Genomic DNA, 23,828 nt, shown 5'->3' with positions numbered 1-23,828 from the left:
CCTGCGATCGTAGCCCGCCGCCGCCCCATCCGTCCGACCCCGGGGTACCCCCTGTTTTCCCAGCAACGATCGGTAACCGACTCGAATCATTCTCCGTGTGGTCCCTCACCGCTTGCCTGTGCCCCTCGGGGCGCGGGGAGCCGCACGGCCAGCCGTGACGCCCACGCGGCCGGAAACGGGGGTGGCATGGCCGATTCCGGGCGGGCGGCAGGGGGAGGGAGGGTGCGACGGTGACGGGATGAGCTTCTTCCAGGACGTGCCAGAACCGCCGACCGCGCCGGAGCCGGAGCCCCGGCCGCGTCCCCCGTGGGAACGGTCCGTCTACGTGCTTCCCGCGTCGGTGCCGGGTGACGTGGTGCTGCTGCGCTCGGACCGGGCGGCGGTCTGGATCGGCGGGCTGCGGGCGTACCCCAACGGCTTCGTGTTCCACCTGCGCGCGGTCCTGCGAAGGACCCCGGCCAACGGCGCCTGGCTGGGCAATCCCCTCGACGGCCGGTCCAACCCGCTGCGTCCGCCCGAGCCGCAGAGCAATCTGCGGCTCGGCCTGCGGTACGCGGACGGCCGACGCGTCGCGACGCAGGGCGGGATGCCGGTGCCCTGGCCGGGCGACGACGACACGGAGGCGATCCGCCTGATCAGCCAGGGCGGCGGCGGCAGCGGTCTGACATGGGAGGCGAGCTTCTGGACGTATCCGCTGCCGCCGGACGGCCCGGTGACCGTCTTCACCTCGTGGCTCGACGCAGGGGTGCGTGAAGCGTCGGTGGAACTGGACGGCGCGGCGATCCGGGCGGCGGGCGGCCGGGCGGTCCGCCTGTGGCCGCAGGACGAGGACCCCGAGGACGAGGACGGCTACAGCTACGTGACGAGGACGCTGACGGTCGGCGACGCCGAAGCGGACGGGGACGGGGACGGGGACGACGACCCCGAGACCGCCCCCGAGGCCGCACCCGGCACCGCACCGGGCGCGTAACCGGACGCTCATGGGGCCGAGACCGTCACCGACGGCTCGTGCCGCACCGGGAAGTTCACCGAGTTGGCGATGAAGCACAGCCGCTGGGCCTCCTCGTGGAGGGCCTGGGCGGCGGCGGCCATCGCGGGGGAGGCGACCTCGACGGCGGGCCGGAGCACGGCTTCGGTGAAGTGGCCGCCGCCGTCGCCGGTCTCCCGCATCGTGCCGGTCGCGTGGTCGGTGTAGCCGGTGACGACCACGCCGTTGACGGCGCAGACGTGGAGGTACGACAGCAGGTGGCACTGGGAGAGCGCGGCGAGGAGCAGCTGCTCGGGGTTCCAGCGGTCGGCGTCACCGCGGAAGGCGCGGTCGGCGGAGCCGGAGATGGCGGGGAGTCCGGCCGCGGTGACCTCGTGCGTACGGTCGTAGTCGCGGTAGGAGCTGGTGCCCGTGCCGCGGTTGCCGGTCCAGACGACCTCGGTCTCGTAGGAGTGCTGACGGGCTGACGGCATGGCTCGATGTCCCTTCGGGTCGCTCAGTCGGTGAATCGGGCGCCGCAGGTGTCCAGAACGTGGCGGCGGGCCGCCTCGGCCGCCTCGCGGGCCCGGCCCCCGGTGATCGCGGCCAGCAGCTCCCGGTGCTGGGCGTTGACCTGGGCGGGCCGGTGGGGCGGGCCGAGGGAGGCACGGGTGGAGACGAGGATCTGGTCCCACAGCCGGTCGAGCGAGGCGAGCGCCACGGGGTTCGCGGCGAGTACGGCGATCCGGCCGTGGAAGCGGCGGTTGTGGGCGACGGCCTCGGCGAGGCGCCCGGCCAGCGTGGCCTCTTCCGTACGGTCCGCCTCGCGGACCAGCTCGGCCAGGTCGGCGGGGGCGATCCGGCCCTTGGCCTGGCGCCCGGCGGCCAGCTCGGCGGTGAGCGCCTCCAGGGCGGCCCGCACCTGGTAGGCGTGGCGCAGCGCCTCCGCGTCCAGCGCGACCACCCGCACACCGCGCCCCGCCGAGTGGACCAGCCCGTCGGCGACCAGCGCGCGGAACGCCTCGCGCACCGGCGTCCTGCTCATCTCCAGCGACAGCGCGACCTCGGTCTCGGTGAGCCGCTGGCCCGGCGCGTAGGCGCCGTCCAGGATCAGGTCACGCAGCCGCGCGCGGGCGGCATCGGTCTGCTGCACACGGCTGAGGCTAGCTTCTGCATGCAATGCATGCAATGCATACAGAGGGCCGGGGCGTACTCCTCCGCCCGGACCCGCAGCGGCCCCGCCGCGACCCGGTCCAGCGCCTCCTCCCAGCTCGCGGGCGCCGACTCGCCGTCCGCGCCCCGTACCAGCGGCCCGGTCAGCCGCACCGCCGTGGACAGCACTTCGGTCGAGGCGCGGCCCTTGCCGCACAACGCCCCTCCGTCGAGGCGCGGCCCTTGCCGCACCACGCCCCCCGGTTCACCGGGAACGCCGTCCGCTCCACCACCTCCGGCCCATCCGCCTCAGCGCACGGCCCCGCCCGCGGTGAGGGCGCGTGCGACCCCCGGCTCGCGCGGCCCCAGGAAGTGCGGGTTCGGGCGAATCACCACGTCCGCCGCCGCCTTGCCCGCGGCCAGCAACTCCCGTACGCCGCCCGCGTACCAGGTGGCGTCGTGCGGCTCGTCGACGGCGATCCCGTAGGCGTCGATCCCGGCGGCCTCGCAGAGCGCCAGGGCCCTGCGTATGTGGAAGTCCTGGCTGACCAGGACGGCCCGGTCGACCCCGAAGACGCGCTTGGCGCGGCTGCACGAGTCCCAGGTGTCGAAGCCCGCGTAGTCCAGGACGACCTTGTCGGCGGGCACGCCGTGCGCGGCCAGGTAGGTGCGCATGGCACCCGGCTCGTTGTACGACGTACGGCTGTTGTCGCCGGTGACCAGCACCACGCGTATCCGGCCCGTCCGGTACAGCGTCGCCGCCGCGTCCAGCCGGTGCGCCAGATACGGCGACGGCTTACCGTCCCAGAGCCCGGCGCCGAAGACCACGGCCACCGGCTCCTTCGGCACGTCGGCAAGCGTGCGGACGCGCCCGCCGTCGGCCAGCCGCAGCCACGTCGCGGGCAGCAGCGCCAGCACGCACACGGCCACGCTCCACCGCAGCAGCCGCCGCCACCCCCGCCGCGTGCGCGGCAACCGCGCCCATGACGGCTTCCACCCCCGGACCCGCGCCCCCCACGTCCGCGCCCACGTCATACCGTCCACCCCCTGACCCGCCATCGCCCCCGCCCCTCGCCGACCCGTGCCCCCTCCGTGACCGACGCCGGACACCCCCGCCCGGTTGCGTTATGGATCACAGTAGGACCCACCACTGACAACGCCCCCGGAGCGCCCGCGTGACCGACCCCCGCCTCCCCTTCTTCCTCTACGGCACGCTGCTGCCCGGCGGGCGCAACCACGGCGTGCTGCGCGGCCGGGCCCTGACCTGGACACCGGCCGAACTGCCCGGCGCGCTGCTCTTCCACGGCCCCGGCTACCCGTACGCCGTCCCCGACCCGGCGGGCGAGGGCGTCGTCCACGGGGCGCTGGCGGCGGTCGGCCCCGAGGCGTACGCGGACGTCCTCGCCGACCTCGACCGGCTGGAGGAGTACGCGCCGGGCGCCCCCGCCAACCTCTACGAGCGCCGCCGTACGCACGTGCGCACGGCGGACGGACCGACCCCCGCCTGGGTGTACTTCGCGGCCGACCGCACCGCCCGTGAGCTGCTGCTCTCCGGCGAGCGGGTCTCCGGCGGCCGGTGGCCTCACAGCGGACCCGCGGCCGGGTGAGAGCACCGAAACCGGCTCTCGCGCCCGCGCGAACGACGAGGCAATCCGGCGCGCGCCTCGGAGGGGTGCCCGTGCTGCCCGCGTACGCCTCCGCCGCCGCGCCGACCGTCGCCGAGGCCGCGGCCGCGCTCAATGGCCGAACTCGTACTGCGCCGGTACGACGAAGCCCTCCGGTACGACGAAGCCCTCCGCTACGACGGAACGCTCCTGGGCGCCGACGCCCGCCGTCGGGGCAGGTCAGCGCGGGCCCCGGCGGCCCGGGCGCCGGTCGCGCGCCCGGTCCGCCCCCCCCGCGCGTCCGCCGCCGGTCACCGGGGCCGGTTACCGTCACGGGTATGGAAGAGAAGGACCGGTCACAGCGGGCGGCATCCGCGCACCTGGGCCCGTACGAGCGGTACGGGCCCTACGGCGAGGCCGATATGGAGCGGTATGTCACGGAACCGGACAAGAGGCCGGGCCGTACGGCGTTCCAGCGCGACCGGGCGCGGGTGCTGCACTCGGCGGCGCTGCGCAGGCTGGCCGGGAAGACGCAGGTCGTGGACCCGGGCGTCAACAGCGCGGCGGCGATCGACACCAGCCCGCGCACCCGGCTGACGCACTCGCTGGAGTGCGCGCAGGTCGGCAGGGAATTGGGCGCGGCGCTCGGCTGCGACCCCGACCTGGTGGAGACGGCGTGCCTGGCGCACGACCTCGGGCACCCGCCGTTCGGGCACAACGGCGAGCTGGTCCTGGCCGAATTCGCCGAGGACTGCGGCGGGTTCGAGGGCAACGCGCAGAGCCTGCGGCTGCTGACCCGGATCGAGCCGAAGAAATTCGTGCCGGACCCGGCGGGCGGCGACGCGCTGGTCAGCGTCGGCCTCAATCTCACCCGCGCCGCGCTGGACGCGGCGACCAAGTACCCGTGGGCGCGCGGCGGCCACCCCACCACGCCCGGCAGCCCCAAATTCGGCGCGTACGAGGACGACCTGCCGGTCTTCGGCTGGCTGCGGAAGGACGCGCCCGACGGCCGCCAGTGCTTCGAGGCGCAGGTCATGGACTGGGCCGACGACGTCGCGTATTCGGTGCACGACGTGGAGGACGGCCTCCAGGCCGGGCACATCGACCCCGGCGCGCTGACCTCCGCCGCCGAGCGCGCCGAGGTGTTCGGCTGCGCCGCCGCCCGCTATGTGCCGCCCGGCACTGACCCGGCCGAGCTGGCCGCGGCCCTCGACCGGCTGCTCGACCAACCCTGGTGGCCGCACGGCTACGACGGCACCGCCCTCGCCCAGGCGCGGCTCAAGGACGCCGCCTCCCAGCTCATCGGCCGCTTCTGCCTGGCGGCCGAGAGCGCCACCCGCGAGCGCTACGGCACCGGCCGCCTCACCCGCTACCGCGCGGAGCTGGTCGTGCCGCGCGAGCAGCGGCTCGAATGCGCCGTTCTCAAGGCGGTCGCCGACCGGTACGTCATGCAGCGCGCCGCGCAGGCCAAGCGCCGGGCCGAGCAGCGCGTGGTGATCGGCGAGCTGGCGCAGCGGCTGCTGGAGCGGGCCCCCGAGGGCCTTGACCCGCAGTTCCGCGGGATCTTCGACGCCGCCCCCGACGACCGCGCCCGCCGCCGCGCCGTCGTCGACCAGATCGCCTCCCTCACCGACGCGGCGGCCACCGCCCTGCACGCCCGGCTGCACGCGTAACCGCCGGAAACGGGGCGTCCGGTACGCCGGGATACCCGCCCGGCATATGGCCGGATGCCCACTGGGCAGAAGAAGCACGAGGGGATGGACGGCGCGGCGCTCTTCCGGACGGCCCTGACGTGCGGGACGCTCGTATGTACGCACAAGCAGGACGCACGAGCACGACGCGCCCTCAGACGCACCGCACGACGCACGAACAGAACGCACAAGCACCACGCACAAGCACCACGCACGCAGCACCGCACGACACGTACACGTACGCTCGCACACGTACCGATCGCCGACCCGCCTGGAGGGCCACCGTGGTGGACGCACACGAAACCTTCGTGATCGTCGGAGCAGGGCTCGCCGGGGCGAAGGCGGCCGAAACGCTCCGGGCCGAGGGTTTCACCGGCCGGGTGATACTGATCGGCGACGAGCGCGACCACCCCTATGAACGCCCGCCCCTGTCCAAGGGCTATCTGACCGGCGCCGACAAGCGCGACTCGGTCTTCGTGCAGAGCGCCTCCTGGTACGCCGAGCACGACATCGAGCTGCACCTGGGCCAGCCGGTCGTGCACTTGGACCCGGCCGCCAAATTCGTCCGCCTCGGCGACGGCACGACCCTGATGTACGACAAGCTGCTGCTCGCCACCGGCTCCGAGCCGCGCCGCTTGGACATCCCGGGCACCGACCTGGCCGGGGTGCACCACCTGCGCAGGCTCGCGCACGCCGACCGGCTCAAGCACGTGCTGACCAGCCTCGGCCGGGAGAACGGCCACCTGGTGGTGGCGGGCGCGGGCTGGATCGGCCTGGAGGTCGCCGCCGCGGCCCGCGGCTACGGCGCCGAGGTCACCGTCGTGGAGTCCGCGCCGACCCCGCTGCACTCGGTGCTCGGCCCCGAACTGGGCGCGGTCTTCACCGACCTGCACGCCGAGCACGGCGTCCGCTTCCACTTCGGCGCCCGGCTCACCGAGATCACCGGCCAGGACGGCATGGTGCTCGCCGCCCTCACCGACGACGGCGAGGAGCACCCGGCGCACGACGTGCTCGCCGCGATCGGTGCCGCCCCGCGCACCGCGCTGGCCGAGAGCGCGGGACTCGACCTGGTCGACCCGGCCGAGGGCGGCGGCATCGCCGTGGACGCCTCGCTGCGCACCTCGAACCCCGACATCTTCGCCGCGGGCGACGTCGCCAACGCCGAACACCCGCTGCTCGGCGGCAGGTTGCGCGTCGAGCACTGGGCGAACGCGCTGAACGGCGGCCCCGCCGCGGCCCGCGCCATGCTCGGCCGCCCGGTGTCGTACGACCGGGTTCCGTACTTTTTCTCCGACCAGTACGACCTGGGCATGGAGTTCTCGGGGAACGCGGCGCCCGGCTCGTACGACCAGGTGGTGTGCCGCGGCGATGTGGGCAAGCGGCAGTTCATCGCCTTCTGGCTGAACGAGGGGCGGGTGCTGGCGGGGATGAACGTCAATGTGTGGGACGTCACCGAGCCGATCCAGCAGCTCATCCGCTCCGGCCGCGCGGTCGACCCCGAGCGGCTGTCCGATCCGGCGGTGCCACTAACCTCGTTCCTGGACTGACCAGGAGCTTCCTTCCTGGACCGGCCGGACCGACCAGGAAGGGACACCCCGCCGTGCCCGTCACCCGTACCGCCGTCGTGCCCGTCGAGGAGATCTTCGCCCTGCGCTGGGCGGTGCTGCGGACCGGCCTGCCGCGCGAGACCGCCGTCTATCCGGAGGACTCGCGCGACGGCACGTTCCACATCGCCGCCTACGACGAGGAAGGCGCGGTACGGGGCTGCGCCACCTTCTTCCCCGAGCCGCTGTCGGGGGACGACGCCCTCGCGGACGCGGATACGGCCGGGGCGTCCGCGTACCGCTTCCGCGGCATGGGCAGCGCGCCCGAGGTCCGCGGCCAGGGGTTCGGCGGCGCGGCCCTGATCGCGGGCCTGCGCGAGGCCGCGGCCCGCGGCGCCGAACTGGCCTGGTGCAACGGCCGTACGTCCGCCGCCGGTTTCTACGAGCACTTCGGCTTCACGGCGATCGGCGAGGAATTCGTCGTGGAACCGATCGGCCCGCACTACGTGTTCGTCACCAAGGACCTCGCGCGGGGTCCCGCGTAGGCCGTCGCCCAGCGCCTCTCCGCCTGTCCCCGAACGCTACTTCGACAGGTAGAAGGCCAGCAGCCCCGACGCGTCCATGTCCAGCGCCGGCTCCGAGCTCTGCCACGACCGCACGTCGTCCACGTACCGGCTGCCGCGCCCGTTGAAGGCGCTGTACGGGTCCGCGCCGCCGGGCGGGCACGGCCGCATGCCGTCCAGGTAGTCGCCGAGGCCGTCGCTGAACTGCTCCGCGCCGTTGGGCCCGTTGACGATCGCGCCCACCTCCAGGGGTCGTGAACCGGTCAGGCTCCCCGCGAGGTTGCCCAACTCGCCGGCCGTGCAGCGCGGGAAGGTCTGCCCCTGGCCGACCATGAAGGACGTGCCCCAGGCGTTCGCCCCCAGCAGCCAGTCGAGTTGCTGCACCGCGAAGCGGTCGAACGAGGTGTCGCCGGTCACCGAGCGGTACAGCCGCGTGGTGGCCGCGAGACCCAGCGTGTGCGAGTCCGCGTCGAAGTCGTCGTAGACCGCGCCCGCGTGGAACGGGTCAGCCGCCGCCCGCCGTTGCCCGGCGGCGATCTGGCCCTTCACGTAACCGACCAGGTCGGCGTACGTCACCGCGAGGCCGCGCGGGTGCCCGGCCGCCCTGATCGCCCGCGCCAGGTCGAGGTCGGCGAGCGCGCTGGTGTCGTACATGTTCAGCGTGTCCGCGCCCGCCTCGCTCTGGTGCGCCTTCGCCCAACTCGCCGCCTGCTTCAGCCAGTCCGCGCCGCGCCGGTCGTGCAGCCGCTGCGCCGCCAGCGCCAACTCGGCCCCGCCGAAGGCCAGATCGTCCTTCCAGCTCGTCTCGGGGTAGTAGCCGTACGGCACGGTGGTGACGAGCGTGCCAGGGCGCGTGTCGGCCAGGCCGTAGATCTGCGCCGCGGTGTTCAGATACGCGCGGGCCTTGGCGGGCGCGGTGGCCGCGTACCGCTGGGCGGCGAGCGCGAAGTCGGCGGCGAGCCGGCCCGCCTGGTTGGGGCTGAGCTTCGCGCCGGGGGCGCCCGCCCTGAACACCGGGCGGTTCTTCAGGAACGGGTGCGCGGAGTCCTTGTCGTCCTTCTCCGGCAGCCGCCACACGTCGTGGTCGCCGACGACGCTGCCGCTGTCCGTACCGGAGCCGAGGCCGACCTGGATGTACAGCGTCTTCGTTGTGCCGTCCCACATCTTGTCGAGCCAGTCCAGGCCGTGCTGCGCCTCGCCGCCGAGAGCCGACGCCGGGCCCGCGCCGGTCTGCCGGGCGGCGATCTGGAGCGCGGCGACGGCGTACGAAGTGGTCTCGGTGAACTTCAGGTAGTCGCCCGCGTCGAACCAGCCGCCGGAGACGTCCACCGGGGCCGCGCCCGCGATCTTCTTCGGGGCGGCCTTGACCGTGTCGCCGTCGGGGTCGGTGAACGACGGCCACGCGTAGACGGCGGCGTGCGCGTCGTTGAGATGCGACGGCTTGCGCCGCAGCTGCCCGGGGATCGTCCTCGCGCCGTCGCGCTGGGCCTGGAAGAAGGCGGTGGCGTCGGCGGCGGGACGGCCGAAGACGGCCTTCGCCGAGCCGATGGTGAAGGCGGGGGAGGAGGCGGTGGCGGTGCCGCCGACCACCAGCCGGTAGGTGCCGGGCGTGCGCACCGCGCTGAAGTCGATCAGGTAGACGGCCGGATACGCGCTGTTCCAGCGGCCCAGGCTCGCCCCCGTGCTGCCGTGCGCGACGACCCGGCCGCCGCGGCCTACCAGCTTCCACGACGCCTCGCCGACCGCGCTCTTGGCCAGCAGGAACGCTTCTTTGGCGCCGCTTCCCGCGTAGCCGACCTGGTTCACCCGGACCTCGCCGGTGGTCGCGGCCTGGGCGGTGTCCGCGCCGCCCGCCAGCGACAGCGCCGCCAGCACGGCGGTCGCGGTGACAGCCGTCGCCGCGGCGGTGGTCCATCTGCGGAGCGGCCTTCTGCGAAGCTCGGGCATGCGGCTGTGTCTCCCCACGACTTCGGAACCCCAATAGGAAAGGTTCCTAACGATTGGCGAAGCTAGTCCTCACCCCCGCCCGGGTCAAGACCTTCGTCGCCACCCACCGCCCGGCGCTCCGCTGTCCCACCAGCGCCGTAGACTTGCGCGAGTGGCGGGCAGGATCAGAGACGAAGACGTGAAGGCGGTACGGGACGCGGTCCCGATCGACGCCGTCGTCTCCGAATACCTCCAGCTCAAAAACGCCGGCGGCGGCAATCTCAAGGGCCTGTGCCCCTTCCACGACGAGAAATCCCCCTCCTTCCAGGTCAGCCCCTCCAAGGGCCTCTACCACTGCTTCGGCTGCGGGGAAGGCGGGGACACCCTCGCGTTCGTCATGAAGCTCGACCATCTGTCGTTCACCGAGGCCGTCGAGCGCTTGGCCGGGCAGGCCGGGATCACGCTGCGGTACGAGGAGGGCAGCCATGTCCCCGGGCGGCAGCAGGGCGAGCGGATCCGGCTGGTCGAGGCCCACAAGGCCGCCGCGCAGTTCTATGTGGAGCAACTGGGCGGGGCGGAGGCGGAGATCGGCCGGAGGTTCCTGGCCGAGCGCGGCTTCGACCAGGCGGCGGCGGAGCACTTCGGGGTGGGGTACGCGCCCGCCGGGTGGGACCACCTGGTGCGGTATCTGCGGGGGAAGGGCTTCACCGACAAGGAGCTGATCACCGCGGGGCTGGCCTCCGAGAGCCGCAGGGGCGGGGCGATCGACCGCTTCAGGGGGCGACTGATCTGGCCGATCCGGGACATCACCGGCGAGGTGATCGGCTTCGGCGCGCGCAAGCTGCGCGAGGACGACCAGGGCCCGAAGTACCTGAACACCTCCGAGACGCCGCTCTACAAGAAGTCCCAGGTGCTGTACGGCATCGACCTGGCCAAGAAGGAGATCGCCAAGACCGGGCGGGCGGTGGTCGTCGAGGGGTACACCGACGTGATGGCCTGCCATCTCGCCGGGGTCACCACGGCCATCGCCACCTGCGGCACCTCCTTCGGCGGCGACCACATCAAGATCCTGCGCCGGCTGCTGATGGACAATTCGACCGCCGAGGTGGTCTTCACCTTCGACGGCGACGAGGCGGGCCAGAAGGCCGCGCTGCGGGCCTTCGAGGACGACCAGAAATTCGCCGCCGAGACGTCGATCGCGATCACGCCCGGCGGGATGGACCCGTGCGAACTGCGGCTCGCCGAGGGCGACGCGGCCATCCAGCGACTGATCGACGGCCGCACCCCGCTGTTCGCCTTCGCGCTGCGCTCCATCGTGTCCCGCTACAACCTGGACACCGACGAGGGCCGGGTGGCGGCCGTGGACGCGGGGGTCGCCGTGGTCGCCGCGATCAAGAACCAGGCACTGCGGGACCGTTACGCGATCCGGCTGGTCGGCATGGCCGGGATCGGCACGCAGTCCGAGGAACAGTCGATCATCCGCCGGGTCCGCGCGATGGCCAGGGCCCGCGCGGCGGGCGGCGGCAGCACCGACAACCGCCCGCAGTACGGCCGCCAGGGCCAGGGCGGTCCGTACGCGGGCGGCGACCGGCAGTCCTCCGGCGTCCCCGCGCAGAACGCGCCGCGCGGCCCCCGCCTGGACCTGCGCAGCCCCGCCCACCGCGTCGAGCGCGAGCTGCTCAAGCTCGCCCTCCAGTACCCGAAGCTGGTCTCCCCGGCCTTCGACGCGTACGGCGAGGACGAGTTCACCGGACCGCCCTACGCCGCCGTGCGCCGGGTGATCGCCGAGGCGGGCGGCGTCGAGGCGGCCGACGGCGACTATCTCGTACGGGTCCGCGAGGCCGCGCCCGACGACACCGTACGGATGATGGTCACCGAACTGGCCGTCGAGCCGGTGATGCACAAGTCGCCCGAGTTCTACGCGGGCGAGGTGCTGGTCCGGGTGCGGATCAACGCGGTGGAGCGGCGCGTGGCCCAGGTGCACGCCACGCAGGCGCGGTTCGCCGCCCAGGGCGTCCCGCAGGACTCGCCCGAGGTCACCGCGTCGCTGGGCGAGCTGTGGGCGCTCCAGCAGTACGGCCAGCGGCTGCGCGAACAGGGCGCGGCGGGGCTGTAGCCGCCGCGGGCGTACGCCCGGGCATATGCCTTGCGTCACCGCACGGACCTGAGCGGTGACCTTGTGTGAAAAAGGGAGCGCACGCCCCTCGTAGCGGAGCCGCGTCGTGGGCCACACTGGGTGACGGCGCCCAGGGCCTGTCCGGCAAGACGCGCTGCGAGCCCGAGGACGCGCTCACTTCTGGAGGTCGCTTCCGTGCAGACCCAGACCCAGATCCACACCCAGATCCAGACCCTCACGACCGCGGCCGAGGTGGTGGCGATGGAGCCCCAGGCGGAACCGCCAGGGAACCTCACGGGGTCGCGGGTGCCGGAGCAACGCGTGGTCACCGACGAGCGGGACGACGAGGACGCGGTGCCGGTACGGCCGCCGCGCGAGGAGTCCGCGGGCCCGTCCGCCGACCTCTTCCGGCAGTATCTGCGCGAGATCGGCCGTATCCCGCTGCTCACGGCGGCCGAAGAGGTGGACCTGGCCCGCCGGGTGGAGGCCGGACTCTTCGCCGAGGAGAAGCTCGGCGCCTTCCCCGACCTGGACTCGCAGCTCGCCGTCGACCTCGACCGCCTGGTGGTGCTCGGCCGGATGGCCAAGCGCCGCCTCATCGAGGCCAATCTGCGGCTGGTCGTCTCGGTCGCCAAGCGGTACATCGGCCGCGGCCTGACCATGCTCGACCTGGTCCAGGAGGGCAATCTCGGGCTGATCCGGGCGGTGGAGAAGTTCGACTACGCGCGCGGCTACAAGTTCTCGACGTACGCGACCTGGTGGATCCGCCAGGCGATGTCGCGGGCGCTGGCCGACCAGGCCAGGACGATACGGGTCCCCGTGCACGTGGTGGAGCTGATCAACCGGGTGGTGCGGGTGCAGCGGCGGCTGCTCCAGGAGCGCGGCTACGAGCCGAGCACCGAGGAGGTCGCCGCCCAGCTCGACCTGCCGGAGGAGCGGGTCAGCGAGGTGCTGCGGCTGGCCCAGGAGCCGGTGTCGCTGCACGCGCCGGTCGGCGAGGAGGAGGACGTCGCGCTCGGCGACCTCATCGAGGACGGCGACGCCGCCTCGCCCGTGGAGTCCGCGGCCTTCCTGCTGCTGCGCGAGCACCTGGAAGCGGTGCTGTCCACGCTCGGCGAGCGCGAGCGCAAGGTCGTCCAGCTCCGCTACGGCCTCGCCGACGGCCGCCCCCGCACCCTGGAGGAGATCGGCCGCATCTTCGGCGTGACCCGCGAACGCATCCGCCAGATCGAGTCCAAGACCCTCAACAAGCTCCGCGACCACGCCTTCGCCGACCAGCTCCGCGGCTACCTCGACTGAGACCCCCGGAGCCCCCCTCAGGCCCTAGCCGTCCCTGCGCAGCCGCGCCAGCGGCCTCGGCGCCACCACGAACCCCTCGGCGCGCGCGCTCGCCAGCCCGATCCGCGGCAGATGCGCGCTCTTGGCGAAGAGCAGGAAGCGCGGCTCCCAGATGGGCCGGTACTTGGCGTTCGCGCGGTACAGCGACTCCAGTTGCCACCAGCGGGAGAAGAACATCAGGGCCGAGCGCCACAGCCGCAGCACCGGGCCCGCGCCCAGCCGGGCGCCGTCCTCGAACACCGACCGGAACATCGCGAAGTTGAGCGACACCCGCTCCACGCCGACGTCGGCGGCGCGTTCGATCAGGTCGAGGACCATGAACTCGACCAGGCCGTTCTCGCTGTCCCGGTCGCGCCGCATCAAGTCCAGCGACAGCCCCTTCGGGCCCCACGGCACGAAGCTGAGCAGCGCCTTCAACTCGCCCTCGCCGTCGAGGCATTCGATCATCACGCAGTCGCCGTCGGCCGGGTCGCCGAGCCTGCCGAGCGCCATCGAGAAGCCGCGCTCGGTGGCGCCGTCCCGCCAGCGGTCCGCCGCCTCGATCAGCGCGGCCGTCTCGTCGGCCGGGATGTCGCGGTGCCGCCGGATACGGGTGGTGTAACCGGCGCGCCGCACCCGGTTGTACGCCTGCCGCACGCCGCGCATCGCCCGGCCGTCCAGGGTGAACTCGTCGGTCTCCACGATGGCTTCGTCGCCCAGTTCCAGCGCGTCCAGGCCGTGCCGGGCGTAGACGGTGCCGCCCTCCTCGCTGGCGCCCATCACCGCGGGGATCCAGGCATGGTCGCGGGTCTCCACCAGCCAGGCGTCGATGGCGCCCGGCCATGCCTCGACGTCGCCGATCGGGTCGCCGGAGGCCAGGGCCACACCGCCGACCACGCGGTAGGCGACGGCGGCCTTGCCGCTGGGCGAGAAGATGACGGACTTGTCGCGGCGCAGCGCGAAGTAGCCGAGCGAGTCGCGGGCGCCGTGCCGGGCGAGCAGTTCGCGCAGCCGGTCCTCGTCGTCGCGGCTCTGGAGGTCCCGGCCGCGCGGGGAGCGGAAGAGCGCGTAGAGCACGGCGAGCAGCAGGCCGAGGCCCGCCAGGTTGAGGCCGCTGCTGACCCACGGGCTGATGTGCAGATTCGGCTCGATGTCGGAGTCGCGGCTCAGCGTCGTCAGCCGCAGCGCCACGTACCAGACGCGGTCGCCGACGCTGGCGCGCTCCGGGCCGACGGCCGTGACCAGGGTGGTGCCGACCAGGACCGACAGCAGCGCGCCGACGCCGAGGACGGCGAGCGCGAGCTGCGGGTTGGTGCGGTCGCCCTTGCCGTGGAATTCGCGGCGGCCGAGCGCGCCGAAGCACAGCACGGTCAAAGTGAGCGCGGTGGAGACCCAGTTGAACGGGTGCCGTCGCAGGTCGTCGTAGCACAGCGCCCACACCGACAGGGCCGCGTAGCCGCCGCACAGCGCCATGAAGACGATCCAGGCCACGCGCTTGTGGCGGGCCAGCATCATGGCCATGAAGAGCGTCGCGGCGGCCGAGCCGAAGCCCGCGAAGAGCATGAACGGCGTGAACAGCTCACCGGTGTTGTGGTTCGACATCTCCTGACGGATCGTCAGGGAGACGGCGGACAGCAGATCGACGACGCCGATCACCCGCAGATACCAGATCGGCACCCGCGCGCTGCGCCGCGCCAGCGTCGAGGTCTCGCGCCGCGCGGGGCAGCGCACCGGGTCGGAACCGCCCGGTCGCCCCTGCCGCGGCCCCTCGGCCGTACTCGTACCCGTACCCGAATCCGTGCTCGTACCCATACGGGTACTCGTACCCGCCCGCGTGCCGGTACCCGCGACCGACGCCGCGGTGGTGGCGCTGCTCATCACTTCTGCCCTTCCGGAGGTACGGCGGCACAGGCTACCAACGCCGCGCGCCGCCGTACCCGCTGGCTCCTCGGGTTTTCCGGCCCCCCGCTCCGGCCGGTCGGCCGGGACGGAACACCCGTCCCGGCCGGCCCTCGTACCTCAGTCGACCTCCGCCACGGCCTGCGCGAACTGCGCCGCGTACAGCCGCGCGTACGCGCCCTTGGCCGCCAACAGCTCCTCGTGCGTGCCCTGTTCGACGATCGCGCCGGACTCCATCACCAAGATGACGTCGGCGTCGCGGATCGTGGACAGCCGGTGCGCGATCACGAAGCTGGTACGGCCGTGGCTGAGCTTGGCCATCGCCCGCTGGATCAGCACCTCGGTACGGGTGTCGACGGAGCTGGTCGCCTCGTCCAGTACCAGGATCGTCGGATCGGACAGGAACGCCCGCGCGATGGTGATGAGTTGTTTCTCACCCGCGCTGACCCCCGCGCCCTCGTCGTCGATCACCGTGTCGTAGCCCTCGGGCAGCGTGCGGATGAAGCGGTCCGCGTGCGCGGCGCGCGCCGCCTCCTCGATCTGCCCGGCGGTCGCCCCCTCGCTGCCGTAGCCGATGTTCTCCGCGATCGTGCCGCCGAACAGCCAGGTGTCCTGGAGGACCATGCCGATCGAGGAGCGCAGCTCCTCGCGGGAGAGCGTGGCCACATCGGTGCCGTCCAGGGTGATCCGGCCGCCGGACACCTCGTAGAACCGCATCAGCAGATTGACCAGCGTGGTCTTGCCCGCGCCGGTCGGGCCGACGATCGCGACGGTGTGGCCCGGCTCCACCTTCAGCGACAGGTGGTCGATCAGCGGCTTGTCCGGGTCGTAGCGGAAGCTCACGTCCTCCAGCGCTACCCGGCCCCGCACCGGCACCCGGGGGACGTCCCGCTTCGCCGGCTCCGCCGACTGCTCCTCGGCGTCGAGGAGTTCGAAGACCCGCTCGGCCGACGCGATGCCGGACTGGATCAGGTTCGACATGCTCGCCACCTGCGTCAGCGGCTGGCTGAACTGCCGCGAGTACTGCACGAACGCCTGGACGTCACCGATGGACAGCGCGCCCGACGCGACCCGCAGGCCACCGACGACGGCCACCAGCACGTAGTTCAGATTGCCGATGAACATCATCATCGGCTGGATCGTGCCGGAGATGAACTGCGCCTTGAAGCCCGAGCGGTACAGCGCCTCGTTCTGCTCCTCGAAGGCCGCCGCCGACTCCTCCGCGCGCCCGAAGACCTTCACCAGCGAGTGGCCGGTGTACATCTCCTCGATGTGCGCGTTGAGCTTGCCGGTGGTCTTCCACTGCTGGATGAACTGCGGCTGCGCGCGCTTGCCCACCCGCGTGGCCACCAGCAGCGTCACCGGCACGGTGACCAGCGCGATCAGCGCCAGCAGCCAGGAGATCCAGAACATCATGGCCAGCACGCCCACGATGGTCAGCAGCGAGTTCACCAGCTGGCCCATGGTCTGCTGCATCGTCTGGCCGATGTTGTCGATGTCGTTGGTGGCCCGGCTCAGCACCTCGCCGCGCGGCTGCCGGTCGAAGTACGACAGCGGCAGCTTCGCCAGCTTGTCCTCGACGTCGGAGCGCATCCGGAACATCGCCCGGTTGATCACCTTGGTCGCGGTGCGCATCTGGAAGACGCTGAAGACGGCCGCGGCCACGTACACCGCGAGGACCACCAGCAGTACCTTGCCGATGGCGTCGAAGTCCATGCCCTGGCCCGGCGTGAAACCGATGCCCTTGAGCATGTCGGCGACCCGGCCGTCACCGTGCGCGCGCAGCGCGTCGAGCGCCTGCTGCTTGGTGCCGCCGGGGAACCGCCGTCCGATCACCCCGGCGAAGATCAGGTCGGTGGCGTGACCGAGGATGCGCGGTCCGGTCACCGCGAGCGCGACGCTCGCCGTGCCGAGGACCAGCACCAGGCAGAGCAGGAAACGGTCGGGACGCATCAGACCCAGCAGCCGCTTCAGCGACCCGCCGAAGTCCATCGGCTTCTCGACCGGGCCGCCGCTCATGAAGCGCGCGGGCCCGCCCATCGGCCGCGGCGGGCGCTGCGCGGCGGCGGGCTTGTGCTCGTCGTCGCTCATCAGGCGGCCTCGGCTTCCGTGAGCTGGGACAGGACGATCTCCCGGTAGGTCTCGTTGTCGGTCATCAGCTCGGTGTGCGTGCCGGTGCCGACGACCCGGCCCTCGTCCAGGACGACGATCCGGTCCGCGTCACGGATGGTGGACACCCGCTGGGCGACGATCAGCACGGTCGCGGCGGCGGTCTCGTGCAGCAGCGCGCGGCGCAGCGCCGCGTCCGTCGCGTAGTCCAGCGCCGAGAAGGAGTCGTCGAAGAGGTAGATCTCCGGCTTGCGGACCAGGACCCGCGCGATGGCCAGGCGCTGCCGCTGCCCGCCGGAGACATTGCTGCCGCCCTGCGCGATGGGCGCGTCGAGCCCGCCGTCGAGCCGCTCCACGAAGTCCTTGGCCTGCGCCACCTCCAGCGCGTGCCACAGCTCCTCGTCGGTGGCGTCCGGTTTGCCGTACCGCAGGTTGGTCGCGACGGTGCCGGAGAACAGATACGGCTTCTGCGGTACGAGGCCGACGGTCTCGGCCAGCAGCGCGGGGGCCAGCTCCGCGACGTCCTCGCCGTCGACCAGCACCCGGCCGCCGGTCGCGTCGTACAGCCGCGGGATCAGGCCGAGCAGCGTCGACTTGCCGCTGCCGGTGGAGCCGATGATCGCGGTCACCTCACCGGGCCTGGCGACCAGGTCGACCCCGCGCAGGACGGCCGCCTCCGCGCCGGGGTAGGCGAACTCCACGCCGGTCAGCTCCAGGTCGCCGTGGCGGCGCAGGGTCAGCACGGGCGCGGTCGGCGGGACGACGCTGGACTCGGTGCCCAGCACCTCCTCGATGCGCTCGGCGCAGACCTCGGCGCGCGGCACCATCATGAACATGAAGGTGGCCATCATGACCGACATCAGGATCTGCATCAGATAGCTCAGGAACGCCGTCAGGGCGCCGATCTGCATCCCGCCGCTGTCGATGCGGTGCGCGCCGAACCACAGCACGGCGACGCTGGAGATGTTCACCACACCCATCACCAGCGGGAACATCAGCGCCATCAGCTTTCCGGTGGCCAGCGACACATCGGTCAGACTGTCGTTGGCCTCGGCGAAGCGGCGCTGCTCGTAGTCGTCCTTGACGAAGGCGCGGATCACGCGGATGCCGGTGATCTGCTCGCGCAGCACCCGGTTCACGGTGTCCACGCGGGTCTGCATCGTGCGGAACAGCGGGCGCATCCTGCGGATGATCAGGCTGATCACGATGCCGAGCAGCGGCACCACGGCCAGCAGCAGAGACGACAGCGGCACGTCCTGGCCGAGCGCCATGATGATGCCGCCGACGCACATGATCGGCGCGGACACCATCAGCGTGAACGTCAGCAGCACCAGCATCTGCACCTGCTGCACGTCATTGGTGGTGCGGGTGATCAGCGACGGCGCCCCGAACTGCCCGACCTCGCGGGCCGAGAAGCTCTGCACCCGGTCGAAGACCGACGCGCGGATGTCACGGCCGACCGCCATCGAGGTCCGGGCGCCGAAGAAGACCGCGCCGATCGCGCAGCAGACCTGGACGACGGTCACCCCGATCATGACGCCGCCCAGCCCCACGATGTAGCCGGTGTCGCCCTTCACCACTCCGTTGTCGATGATGTCGGCGTTGAGCGTGGGCAGGTAGAGCGTGGCTATGGTCTGGACGAGTTGGAGCAGTACCAAGAGACCGATGGGTCGCTTGTACGGGCCCAGGTGGGCCCGCAGGAGTCTGATCAGCACACTGAAACCTCGGTGTCGGCGGTACGGGCGCCGCGTACCCGGCGGGACGTACGCAGGCGGCGGAAGGCGCGTACGGAGACGCAGCGCGGGGGAGGGGACGTTGCCCCGGCCCGCCGAGCTTTGCCCGCCCTTTGCCCGTCTTGATCGGCGGAGGATCTTATCTTCCGACACCGTCGGGCCGCATGGGATTAAAGCGAGGCAAAGGCCCCCGGGTGAGTCTGCTCGCGCACCGCGACGTACTGCTGACGCACCGCTGACCCCACGGCCGAGTCGTCGCCCGGCTCCAGCAGTTGCGTGGCCGCCTCGGCCCACGGCGGCGGCTCGGTCTGCGACTGCGAGCCGAGCACCGCGCCCAGCGACCAGGCGGCCTGCCGCGCCGCGCCCAGCGCCGCGTACTCGGCGGCCGGCGGTACGACGACCTGCGTGCCGAACAGCGCGGGCGCGATGGCGCGCACCGCGGGCAGCTCGCCCGCCGCGCCCAGCAGGAACACCCGGCGCACCTCGACGCCCTTGTTGCGCAGCACGTCCAGCGCGTCCGTCAGCCCGCACAGCATGCCCTCGAAGGCGGCCCGCGCCAGGTGCTCCGGCTTCATCGAGTCGCGCCGCAGCCCGGCCAGCGTCCCCGCGGTGTGCGGCAGATCGGGCGTCCGCTCGCCCTCCAGATACGGCAGCAGCACCAGTCCGTACGCGCCGGGCGTGGACTGGAGCGCCAACTCGGACAGCCCGGCCAGGTCGGTGCCCAGCAGATCGGCGGTGCCGCGCAGCGTACGGACGGCGTTGCGCACCTGCACCACCGGCAGATGGCGGCCGGTCGCGTCGGCGAAGGCGGTGACCGTACCCGTCGGGTCCTTCAGCGCCTCGTGGTGCACGGCGAAGACGGTGCCCGCCGCGCCCAGGGAGACCACCGCGTCGCCGGGGCCGAGGCCCAGGCCCAGGGCGGCGGCCATGTTGTCGCCGGTGCCCGCGGAGATCAGCAGGCCCTCGGGGGTCTGTCCCGCGGGTTCGGCGGGGGCCAGTACGTCGGGGAGCGCCACCTGGTGGCCGAGCGCCCGCTCGACCAGATCCGTGCGGTACTCGCCGGTGGCCGCCGACCAGTAGCCGGTGCCCGAGGCGTCGCCGCGGTCGGTCGTACGGCGCGCGGGCCGCCCCAGCAACTGCCACACCAGCCAGTCGTGCGGGAGCATCACCTGGGCTATGCGCGTGGCCGTCTGCGGTTCGTGCTGCGCGATCCAGCGCAGCTTCGCCACCGGATACGCGGCCTGCGGCACCGAGCCGACCGCCTCGGCCCACCCGGCCGCCCCGCCCAGTTCGTCGGTGAGGTCCACGGCCTGCGCCTGCGCCCGCTTGTCGCCGCGCAGCAGCGCCGGGCGTACGGCCACCCCGCCCGCGTCCAGGGCCAGCAGCCCGTGCTGCTGCCCGGAGATGCCTATCGCCTGCACCCCTTCGAGGACGCCGTCCTTGGCCGCCTCGCCCAGCGACAGCAGCCACGCCTGCGGGTCGATCTCGGTCGGCTTCTCGCCGTCGTCCAGAGGGTGCGGCGCATGGCCCTGCCTGAGTACCGCCCCGGTCTCGCTGTCGCACACGACGACGGTCGTACCGGTGGTGGAGCTGTCTATGCCCGCGACTTTCCCCATGGACGAGATGATGCCCCACGGGGGGCGGGTGCGGGGTGACAGCTGTGCATCAGGTTGCGTCAGGTGTTCGAGAAACGGGCGGGGTGCGGGCGGGATGCGGGCGGGGATGCCCTTCCTCAGGTGTTGGAGGTGCCCCAGTCGTCCTCGGGCGGCGCGCTGCGGTCGCGCAGTGCCTTCACCCGCTCGGTCACCGACTCCGGCAGCCGGTCGCCGACCTTCGCCGTCACCGTGTCCGCGGCCTTCACCGCTGCGTTCCTGCCGGTCTGCGCGGCGCTCTCCGCCGCGTTGCGCACCGCCGGGTTCTGCGCGACGCGCTGCGCGCTCTTGCGCAACTGCTCGTACCGCTCGCGCCCGGCGCGCGCGCCGAGCACATAGCCGACGACGGCTCCACTGATGAACGTCAGCCGGTAGCGCATGGGCTCCACCCTCTTTCCGTCGGACACGTCAGGCATAGGACAAGTCGGGCCAAGGTGCCGTGTGCTGCGCGCCTACCCTGTGCAGCCGGGTGACAACCCTGGCGCAACTGGTTGGCGGAGCACCCCCTCACTTGCGCTAATGTATGTGTCGCAGCGAACGCGCGCCGTCCGGGGACACCCTGACGAGTGCATTCGGTGCACGCAGAGCGATCCCCTGTAGCTCAATTGGCAGAGCAGCCGGCTGTTAACCGGCAGGTTACTGGTTCGAGTCCAGTCGGGGGAGCTCGGTCCCCTGTAGCTCAATTGGCAGAGCAGCCGGCTGTTAACCGGCAGGTTACTGGTTCGAGTCCAGTCGGGGGAGCGCCGGATCAGGACCCCGTTGGGGTCCTTTTTCATGTCCCGGGGAACCAACTCCCCGCCCCCGCGAGTCCACCCAATGACGCGTCTGTGACCCGCGAGGGCGACAGATCGTATGAGCAGCTATGCTGCGGCAGACGGCGCGCGAGGCGCACCGTACGGGGCGGTAGCTCAGCCGGTTAGAGCAGCGGACTCATAATCCGTCGGTCGTGGGTTCGAGTCCCACCCGCCCCACCCTGCGTTCGGCCCCGCGCTAGCGCGCATGGGCTGCGAAGCTAGCACTCCGCGAAGAGCCAGCCGGGGAGTGGCGATCATGGCGTCAACGCCCCCTGCGTGAGCGGTGCGTGAGCGCTCGTCCGGGTGATCTCCCCGGTCCCTTCTTGACGGGCCCGCGGCACCAGCGCCGCCGCCTTCTCCGCCAGCGCCCGGTCCACGTCCTTGAAGAGGCTCGTGTACGTGTCCGAGGTGAGCTGGATCGTGGCGTGCCGCAGCACCTCCTTCACCGAGTGGATATCGCCGCCCGAGGCATGGATCAGCAGGGCCGCGCAGTGCCGTGCGTCCCGCAGGTTGATCGGCGGCACCCCGGCCGCGACGTACAGGCGCCGGAACTCCTCGGAGACCTTGTCCGGGTGCAGCCACGCCCCCAGCTCGTCCGTGAAGACCTTGCCCGTCTCCGTCCACGCGTCGCCTGCCTTGACCCGCTCGGCAGCTTGGCGGGCCTTGTGCTCGCGCAGCGCGAGGACCGTGACCGAGTCCAGGGCGATTGTCGCCGCGGACTCCTCGGTCTTCGGGTCTTCCTCGATCGGCGTCCAGCCATCCACGATGATCTCGCGGTGCACCGTCAGCTCACCCGCGTCCAGGTCGACGTTCACCCAGTCCAGGCCGACCCCCTCACCGCGGCGCAGACCCCGGAACAGCACCAGGTGGTAGAAGGCGTACAGCCGGTGCTCCACCGCCGAGTCGAGGAACGCCCCGATCTGAGCGGGCGTCCACACCATCACCGGGCTCGGCTTCAGGCCCGTCTCACGCCACTGCTCGACGAACTGCTCGGTCCAGATCTTCGCCCTCGGCCGCTTCCCCGACGCCAGCTCCACGTGCTTGGCCGGGTTGAAGTCGTCGACCAGCTGCTGCCGGATTGCCGCCTGTATTGCGGTCCGCAGCGTCGCCCGGATCCGCTGCTTCGTCGCGGGGCCGGTGATCCGGCGGAACGGCGGCATCACCGCGAGCTTCGCCCGCTCGGCGGCCAGGCGCTCAGTCTCGGAGGCTGGCGGCCGGGACCGCTTCCCCCACGTCGCCCGCGCCACCTGCTCGCGGCGCGCGGCGTTCTCCGCGAGGATCACCTCGTTCTGGTCGTCGATCGCGTCGAAGAACTCCTGGCACACGCGCACGCTCAGCCGGTCCAGGCGGTGGTGGGCGAGGCCGGGCTTGAGGTGCACACGGATGTGCGACTTGTAGCCCTTCGTGGTGGTGGTCCGGGTCTTCTTCGCGTCCGCCCACTCGTCCAGCCAGTCCCCGACGGTGACGTGCACGACGAGGGACTGCCCGCGGTTGAAGCGCTTCCGGGTCTGCTCAAGGTCCGGCAGCGGCGCCCTGGTGTCCTTGGAGACATCCTCCAGCAGGTCCCCGACCTTCACCTGCCCGTCGGCGTCGTCGCCGTCCGGGATGGCCAGCAGCGCCCGCACGGCGTCGAGGACGTCCTGCGCGTCCTTCGCCGTCTCGTACCCTGAGCGGGAGAACGACCGGCGGGTTCCGTCCTCGCGGTTGGGCAGCTCTTGCCGCACCGCGTAGGTGCCGTGCCTTCTGGACGTGAGCTGCGGGCACGCCTTGCCCAGTGGCTTGCCGTCGTCACCGCGGCAGTAGCAGCGGCGGTACGTCGAACCCTTCATGGCTTCCCTCCGTTAGCTTGCCCTTGGAAGGCTCTACGCAGTTCTGCCCGTTCCTCTTCAAGCATCTTCACCTGTAGTGGCGAGAGATTGTTGGCTTCGGCGTACTCCAGCTCTTCATCAACCTCTGCCAGCCTCTCTCGTGATGGCTCCCCGTAAGGGCCCCATTGCGGCGGCGTGTTTGCGGGGGGCAGAAATTTCTTCCGCCGCGCGCTCGCGACCCACTTGGCCGCCGTGGAATGAGGAGCCTTGAAGTGGTTAGCCACTTCGCGCGTTGGCGGTACACCCATATTGTCTGCCATGCGGTACACCTGCGCTACCTCGTGCAGGTGTTCATCCGTGATCCGCGTCCGTTTGCGACGGGGCGGCGACATCTCGCGGGCCTCGGCGTATGCCTCCGAGGCTTGATCCTGGAGGCGCTCAAGCCACTCCAAGGCCGCCTTGGGGGGCGCACCGTATGGGTCTCGCTTCTCGATCGAGCGGCGAGTCGAAGGGTCCCCATCGGGCTGCCCGCCCTCGTCCATGAAATCGGTCAGGTACTGAACCATGTAGTGGATACCCAGTCTCTTCCATTTGCTGGGTGCTACGACCTTTCGCACTCGGTCAAGGACTCGCGGTAGGTCGTCGAAGACGGTCAAGGCGTGGGGCATCTCAACTCGACCTTCGAAAATCTGGAAGTCCAAGAAGAGAGCGCACTCGCCTGAATCCACCCAGTCGATGCCGCTGCTATCCATGAGCCAGGCATCCTGCGTAGCGATGACGAGGTGAAAGAACTCAGGCAGCAGGACAGGCCCGACTCTGACGAGCCTGGGCAGGTCCGGTGCGTCATCCCGTGCGAACCAAGGGTAGGCGGCGTAGCGCCAGCCCAGTGGGGGTGCGAGGTTCTCGTCCATCTGGCCATCTTGCCCGGCGCGGCAAGCGGTCGGCAAGACCGA

The 23,828-nt window shown here is 71.9% G+C and carries 19 protein-coding genes and 3 tRNA genes; 10 read left to right on the top strand and 12 right to left on the bottom strand.

Features of this window, described 5'->3' with window-relative positions:
* Positions 1-238: 238 nt before the first annotated feature.
* The gene (locus tag ACIO6U_RS04015; protein WP_391047409.1) at positions 239-970 is read left to right on the top strand and encodes a hypothetical protein; all 732 of its coding nucleotides are present in this window, start codon (positions 239-241) and stop codon (positions 968-970) included.
* Between the two features lie 8 nt (positions 971-978).
* On the opposite strand, the gene ACIO6U_RS04010 is transcribed toward ACIO6U_RS04015, so the two are convergent.
* The 4 genes from ACIO6U_RS04010 to ACIO6U_RS03995 form a co-directional block, all read right to left on the bottom strand.
* Positions 979-1,461, bottom strand: a complete 483-nt coding sequence (locus tag ACIO6U_RS04010; RefSeq protein ID WP_391047407.1) for an OsmC family protein — start codon at positions 1,459-1,461, stop codon at positions 979-981.
* A gap of 23 nt (positions 1,462-1,484) precedes the next feature.
* The gene (locus ACIO6U_RS04005) at positions 1,485-2,120 is read right to left on the bottom strand and encodes a GntR family transcriptional regulator (protein WP_401715389.1); all 636 of its coding nucleotides are present in this window, start codon (positions 2,118-2,120) and stop codon (positions 1,485-1,487) included.
* On the bottom strand, positions 2,078-2,338 hold the full coding sequence (locus tag ACIO6U_RS04000; protein ID WP_401715387.1) for a hypothetical protein: 261 nt from the start codon (positions 2,336-2,338) through the stop codon (positions 2,078-2,080). Before ACIO6U_RS04000 ends, ACIO6U_RS04005 begins: the two co-directional genes overlap by 43 nt.
* Before the next feature lie 90 nt (positions 2,339-2,428).
* Positions 2,429-3,154, bottom strand: a complete 726-nt coding sequence (locus ACIO6U_RS03995; protein ID WP_355344852.1) for an ElyC/SanA/YdcF family protein — start codon at positions 3,152-3,154, stop codon at positions 2,429-2,431.
* Between the two features lie 140 nt (positions 3,155-3,294).
* On the opposite strand from ACIO6U_RS03995, the gene ACIO6U_RS03990 reads away from it, so the two are divergent.
* The 4 genes from ACIO6U_RS03990 to ACIO6U_RS03975 all read left to right on the top strand — a co-directional run bounded on the left by ACIO6U_RS03990 (position 3,295) and on the right by ACIO6U_RS03975 (position 7,503).
* Positions 3,295-3,726, top strand: coding sequence for a gamma-glutamylcyclotransferase (locus tag ACIO6U_RS03990; RefSeq protein ID WP_401715385.1), 432 nt, complete (start codon positions 3,295-3,297; stop codon positions 3,724-3,726).
* A gap of 335 nt (positions 3,727-4,061) precedes the next feature.
* Positions 4,062-5,396 (top strand): deoxyguanosinetriphosphate triphosphohydrolase, encoded by a 1,335-nt coding sequence (locus ACIO6U_RS03985; protein WP_401715383.1) that lies wholly within the window; start codon positions 4,062-4,064, stop codon positions 5,394-5,396.
* Between the two features lie 302 nt (positions 5,397-5,698).
* Positions 5,699-6,961: an NAD(P)/FAD-dependent oxidoreductase gene (locus ACIO6U_RS03980; RefSeq protein WP_401715381.1), complete on the top strand. Its 1,263-nt coding sequence runs from the start codon at positions 5,699-5,701 to the stop codon at positions 6,959-6,961.
* A gap of 53 nt (positions 6,962-7,014) precedes the next feature.
* Complete coding sequence (locus tag ACIO6U_RS03975; RefSeq protein WP_355344719.1) at positions 7,015-7,503, top strand: GNAT family N-acetyltransferase; 489 nt, start codon at positions 7,015-7,017, stop codon at positions 7,501-7,503.
* A gap of 36 nt (positions 7,504-7,539) precedes the next feature.
* Here ACIO6U_RS03975 and ACIO6U_RS03970 read toward each other — a convergent pair whose 3' ends face one another.
* Positions 7,540-9,468, bottom strand: a complete 1,929-nt coding sequence (locus ACIO6U_RS03970; protein WP_401715379.1) for a glycoside hydrolase family 9 protein — start codon at positions 9,466-9,468, stop codon at positions 7,540-7,542.
* Between the two features lie 151 nt (positions 9,469-9,619).
* On the opposite strand from ACIO6U_RS03970, the gene dnaG reads away from it, so the two are divergent.
* A complete protein-coding gene (gene dnaG / locus ACIO6U_RS03965; protein WP_355344725.1) occupies positions 9,620-11,563 on the top strand; it encodes a DNA primase in 1,944 nt (647 codons plus the stop codon).
* A gap of 120 nt (positions 11,564-11,683) precedes the next feature.
* The gene (locus ACIO6U_RS03960; protein WP_391160217.1) at positions 11,684-12,862 is read left to right on the top strand and encodes a sigma-70 family RNA polymerase sigma factor; all 1,179 of its coding nucleotides are present in this window, start codon (positions 11,684-11,686) and stop codon (positions 12,860-12,862) included.
* 24 nt (positions 12,863-12,886) lie between these two features.
* Here ACIO6U_RS03960 and ACIO6U_RS03955 read toward each other — a convergent pair whose 3' ends face one another.
* From ACIO6U_RS03955 to ACIO6U_RS03935, 5 genes are all read right to left on the bottom strand, one after another.
* On the bottom strand, positions 12,887-14,692 hold the full coding sequence (locus tag ACIO6U_RS03955; RefSeq protein ID WP_391047650.1) for a phosphatidylglycerol lysyltransferase domain-containing protein: 1,806 nt from the start codon (positions 14,690-14,692) through the stop codon (positions 12,887-12,889).
* Between the two features lie 207 nt (positions 14,693-14,899).
* Positions 14,900-16,819, bottom strand: a complete 1,920-nt coding sequence (locus ACIO6U_RS03950) for an ABC transporter ATP-binding protein (RefSeq protein ID WP_401305024.1) — start codon at positions 16,817-16,819, stop codon at positions 14,900-14,902.
* A 50-nt stretch (positions 16,820-16,869) separates the two neighbouring features.
* Positions 16,870-18,603: an ABC transporter ATP-binding protein gene (locus tag ACIO6U_RS03945; RefSeq protein ID WP_355344731.1), complete on the bottom strand. Its 1,734-nt coding sequence runs from the start codon at positions 18,601-18,603 to the stop codon at positions 16,870-16,872.
* A 188-nt stretch (positions 18,604-18,791) separates the two neighbouring features.
* Positions 18,792-20,237, bottom strand: coding sequence for an FGGY family carbohydrate kinase (locus tag ACIO6U_RS03940; protein WP_355344733.1), 1,446 nt, complete (start codon positions 20,235-20,237; stop codon positions 18,792-18,794).
* Positions 20,238-20,353: 116 nt separating this feature from the next.
* Positions 20,354-20,653 (bottom strand): YtxH domain-containing protein, encoded by a 300-nt coding sequence (locus tag ACIO6U_RS03935; protein WP_355344861.1) that lies wholly within the window; start codon positions 20,651-20,653, stop codon positions 20,354-20,356.
* Between the two features lie 210 nt (positions 20,654-20,863).
* Between ACIO6U_RS03935 and ACIO6U_RS03930 the strand changes: the two genes are divergently transcribed.
* The 3 genes from ACIO6U_RS03930 to ACIO6U_RS03920 all read left to right on the top strand — a co-directional run bounded on the left by ACIO6U_RS03930 (position 20,864) and on the right by ACIO6U_RS03920 (position 21,244).
* Positions 20,864-20,936, top strand: a tRNA-Asn gene (locus ACIO6U_RS03930).
* 5 nt (positions 20,937-20,941) lie between these two features.
* Positions 20,942-21,014: transfer RNA gene (locus ACIO6U_RS03925), tRNA-Asn, on the top strand.
* Positions 21,015-21,170: 156 nt separating this feature from the next.
* Positions 21,171-21,244: transfer RNA gene (locus ACIO6U_RS03920), tRNA-Ile, on the top strand.
* Between the two features lie 77 nt (positions 21,245-21,321).
* On the opposite strand, the gene xerC is transcribed toward ACIO6U_RS03920, so the two are convergent.
* Both xerC and ACIO6U_RS03910 read right to left on the bottom strand, forming a co-directional pair.
* On the bottom strand, positions 21,322-22,896 hold the full coding sequence (gene xerC / locus ACIO6U_RS03915; RefSeq protein ID WP_401715375.1) for a tyrosine recombinase XerC: 1,575 nt from the start codon (positions 22,894-22,896) through the stop codon (positions 21,322-21,324).
* Positions 22,893-23,786: a hypothetical protein gene (locus ACIO6U_RS03910; RefSeq protein WP_401715373.1), complete on the bottom strand. Its 894-nt coding sequence runs from the start codon at positions 23,784-23,786 to the stop codon at positions 22,893-22,895. Before ACIO6U_RS03910 ends, xerC begins: the two co-directional genes overlap by 4 nt.
* Between the last annotated feature and the right edge of the window lie 42 nt (positions 23,787-23,828).

This window comes from Streptomyces sp. NPDC087422, from assembly GCF_044744145.1.
Taxonomy (GTDB): Bacteria; Actinomycetota; Actinomycetes; order Streptomycetales; family Streptomycetaceae; genus Actinacidiphila.
Note: the sequence above shows the minus strand (reverse complement) of the source record. Positions and strands in the feature narration are given on the sequence as shown.

What these genes read in the sequence shown, in the direction of transcription:
- ACIO6U_RS04015 (WP_391047409.1), top strand. Translation starts at nt 239, where the DNA reads ATGAGCTTCTTCCAGGACGTGCCAGAACCGCCGACCGCGCCGGAGCCG.
- ACIO6U_RS04010 (WP_391047407.1), bottom strand. Translation starts at nt 1,461, where the DNA reads ATGCCGTCAGCCCGTCAGCACTCCTACGAGACCGAGGTCGTCTGGACC.
- ACIO6U_RS03995 (WP_355344852.1), bottom strand. Translation starts at nt 3,154, where the DNA reads ATGACGTGGGCGCGGACGTGGGGGGCGCGGGTCCGGGGGTGGAAGCCG.
- ACIO6U_RS03985 (WP_401715383.1), top strand. Translation starts at nt 4,062, where the DNA reads ATGGAAGAGAAGGACCGGTCACAGCGGGCGGCATCCGCGCACCTGGGC.
- ACIO6U_RS03970 (WP_401715379.1), bottom strand. Translation starts at nt 9,468, where the DNA reads ATGCCCGAGCTTCGCAGAAGGCCGCTCCGCAGATGGACCACCGCCGCG.
- ACIO6U_RS03955 (WP_391047650.1), bottom strand. Translation starts at nt 14,692, where the DNA reads ATGGGTACGAGCACGGATTCGGGTACGGGTACGAGTACGGCCGAGGGG.
- ACIO6U_RS03950 (WP_401305024.1), bottom strand. Translation starts at nt 16,819, where the DNA reads ATGGGCGGGCCCGCGCGCTTCATGAGCGGCGGCCCGGTCGAGAAGCCG.
- ACIO6U_RS03940 (WP_355344733.1), bottom strand. Translation starts at nt 20,237, where the DNA reads ATGGGGAAAGTCGCGGGCATAGACAGCTCCACCACCGGTACGACCGTC.
- ACIO6U_RS03935 (WP_355344861.1), bottom strand. Translation starts at nt 20,653, where the DNA reads ATGCGCTACCGGCTGACGTTCATCAGTGGAGCCGTCGTCGGCTATGTG.
- xerC (WP_401715375.1), bottom strand. Translation starts at nt 22,896, where the DNA reads ATGAAGGGTTCGACGTACCGCCGCTGCTACTGCCGCGGTGACGACGGC.
- ACIO6U_RS03910 (WP_401715373.1), bottom strand. Translation starts at nt 23,786, where the DNA reads ATGGACGAGAACCTCGCACCCCCACTGGGCTGGCGCTACGCCGCCTAC.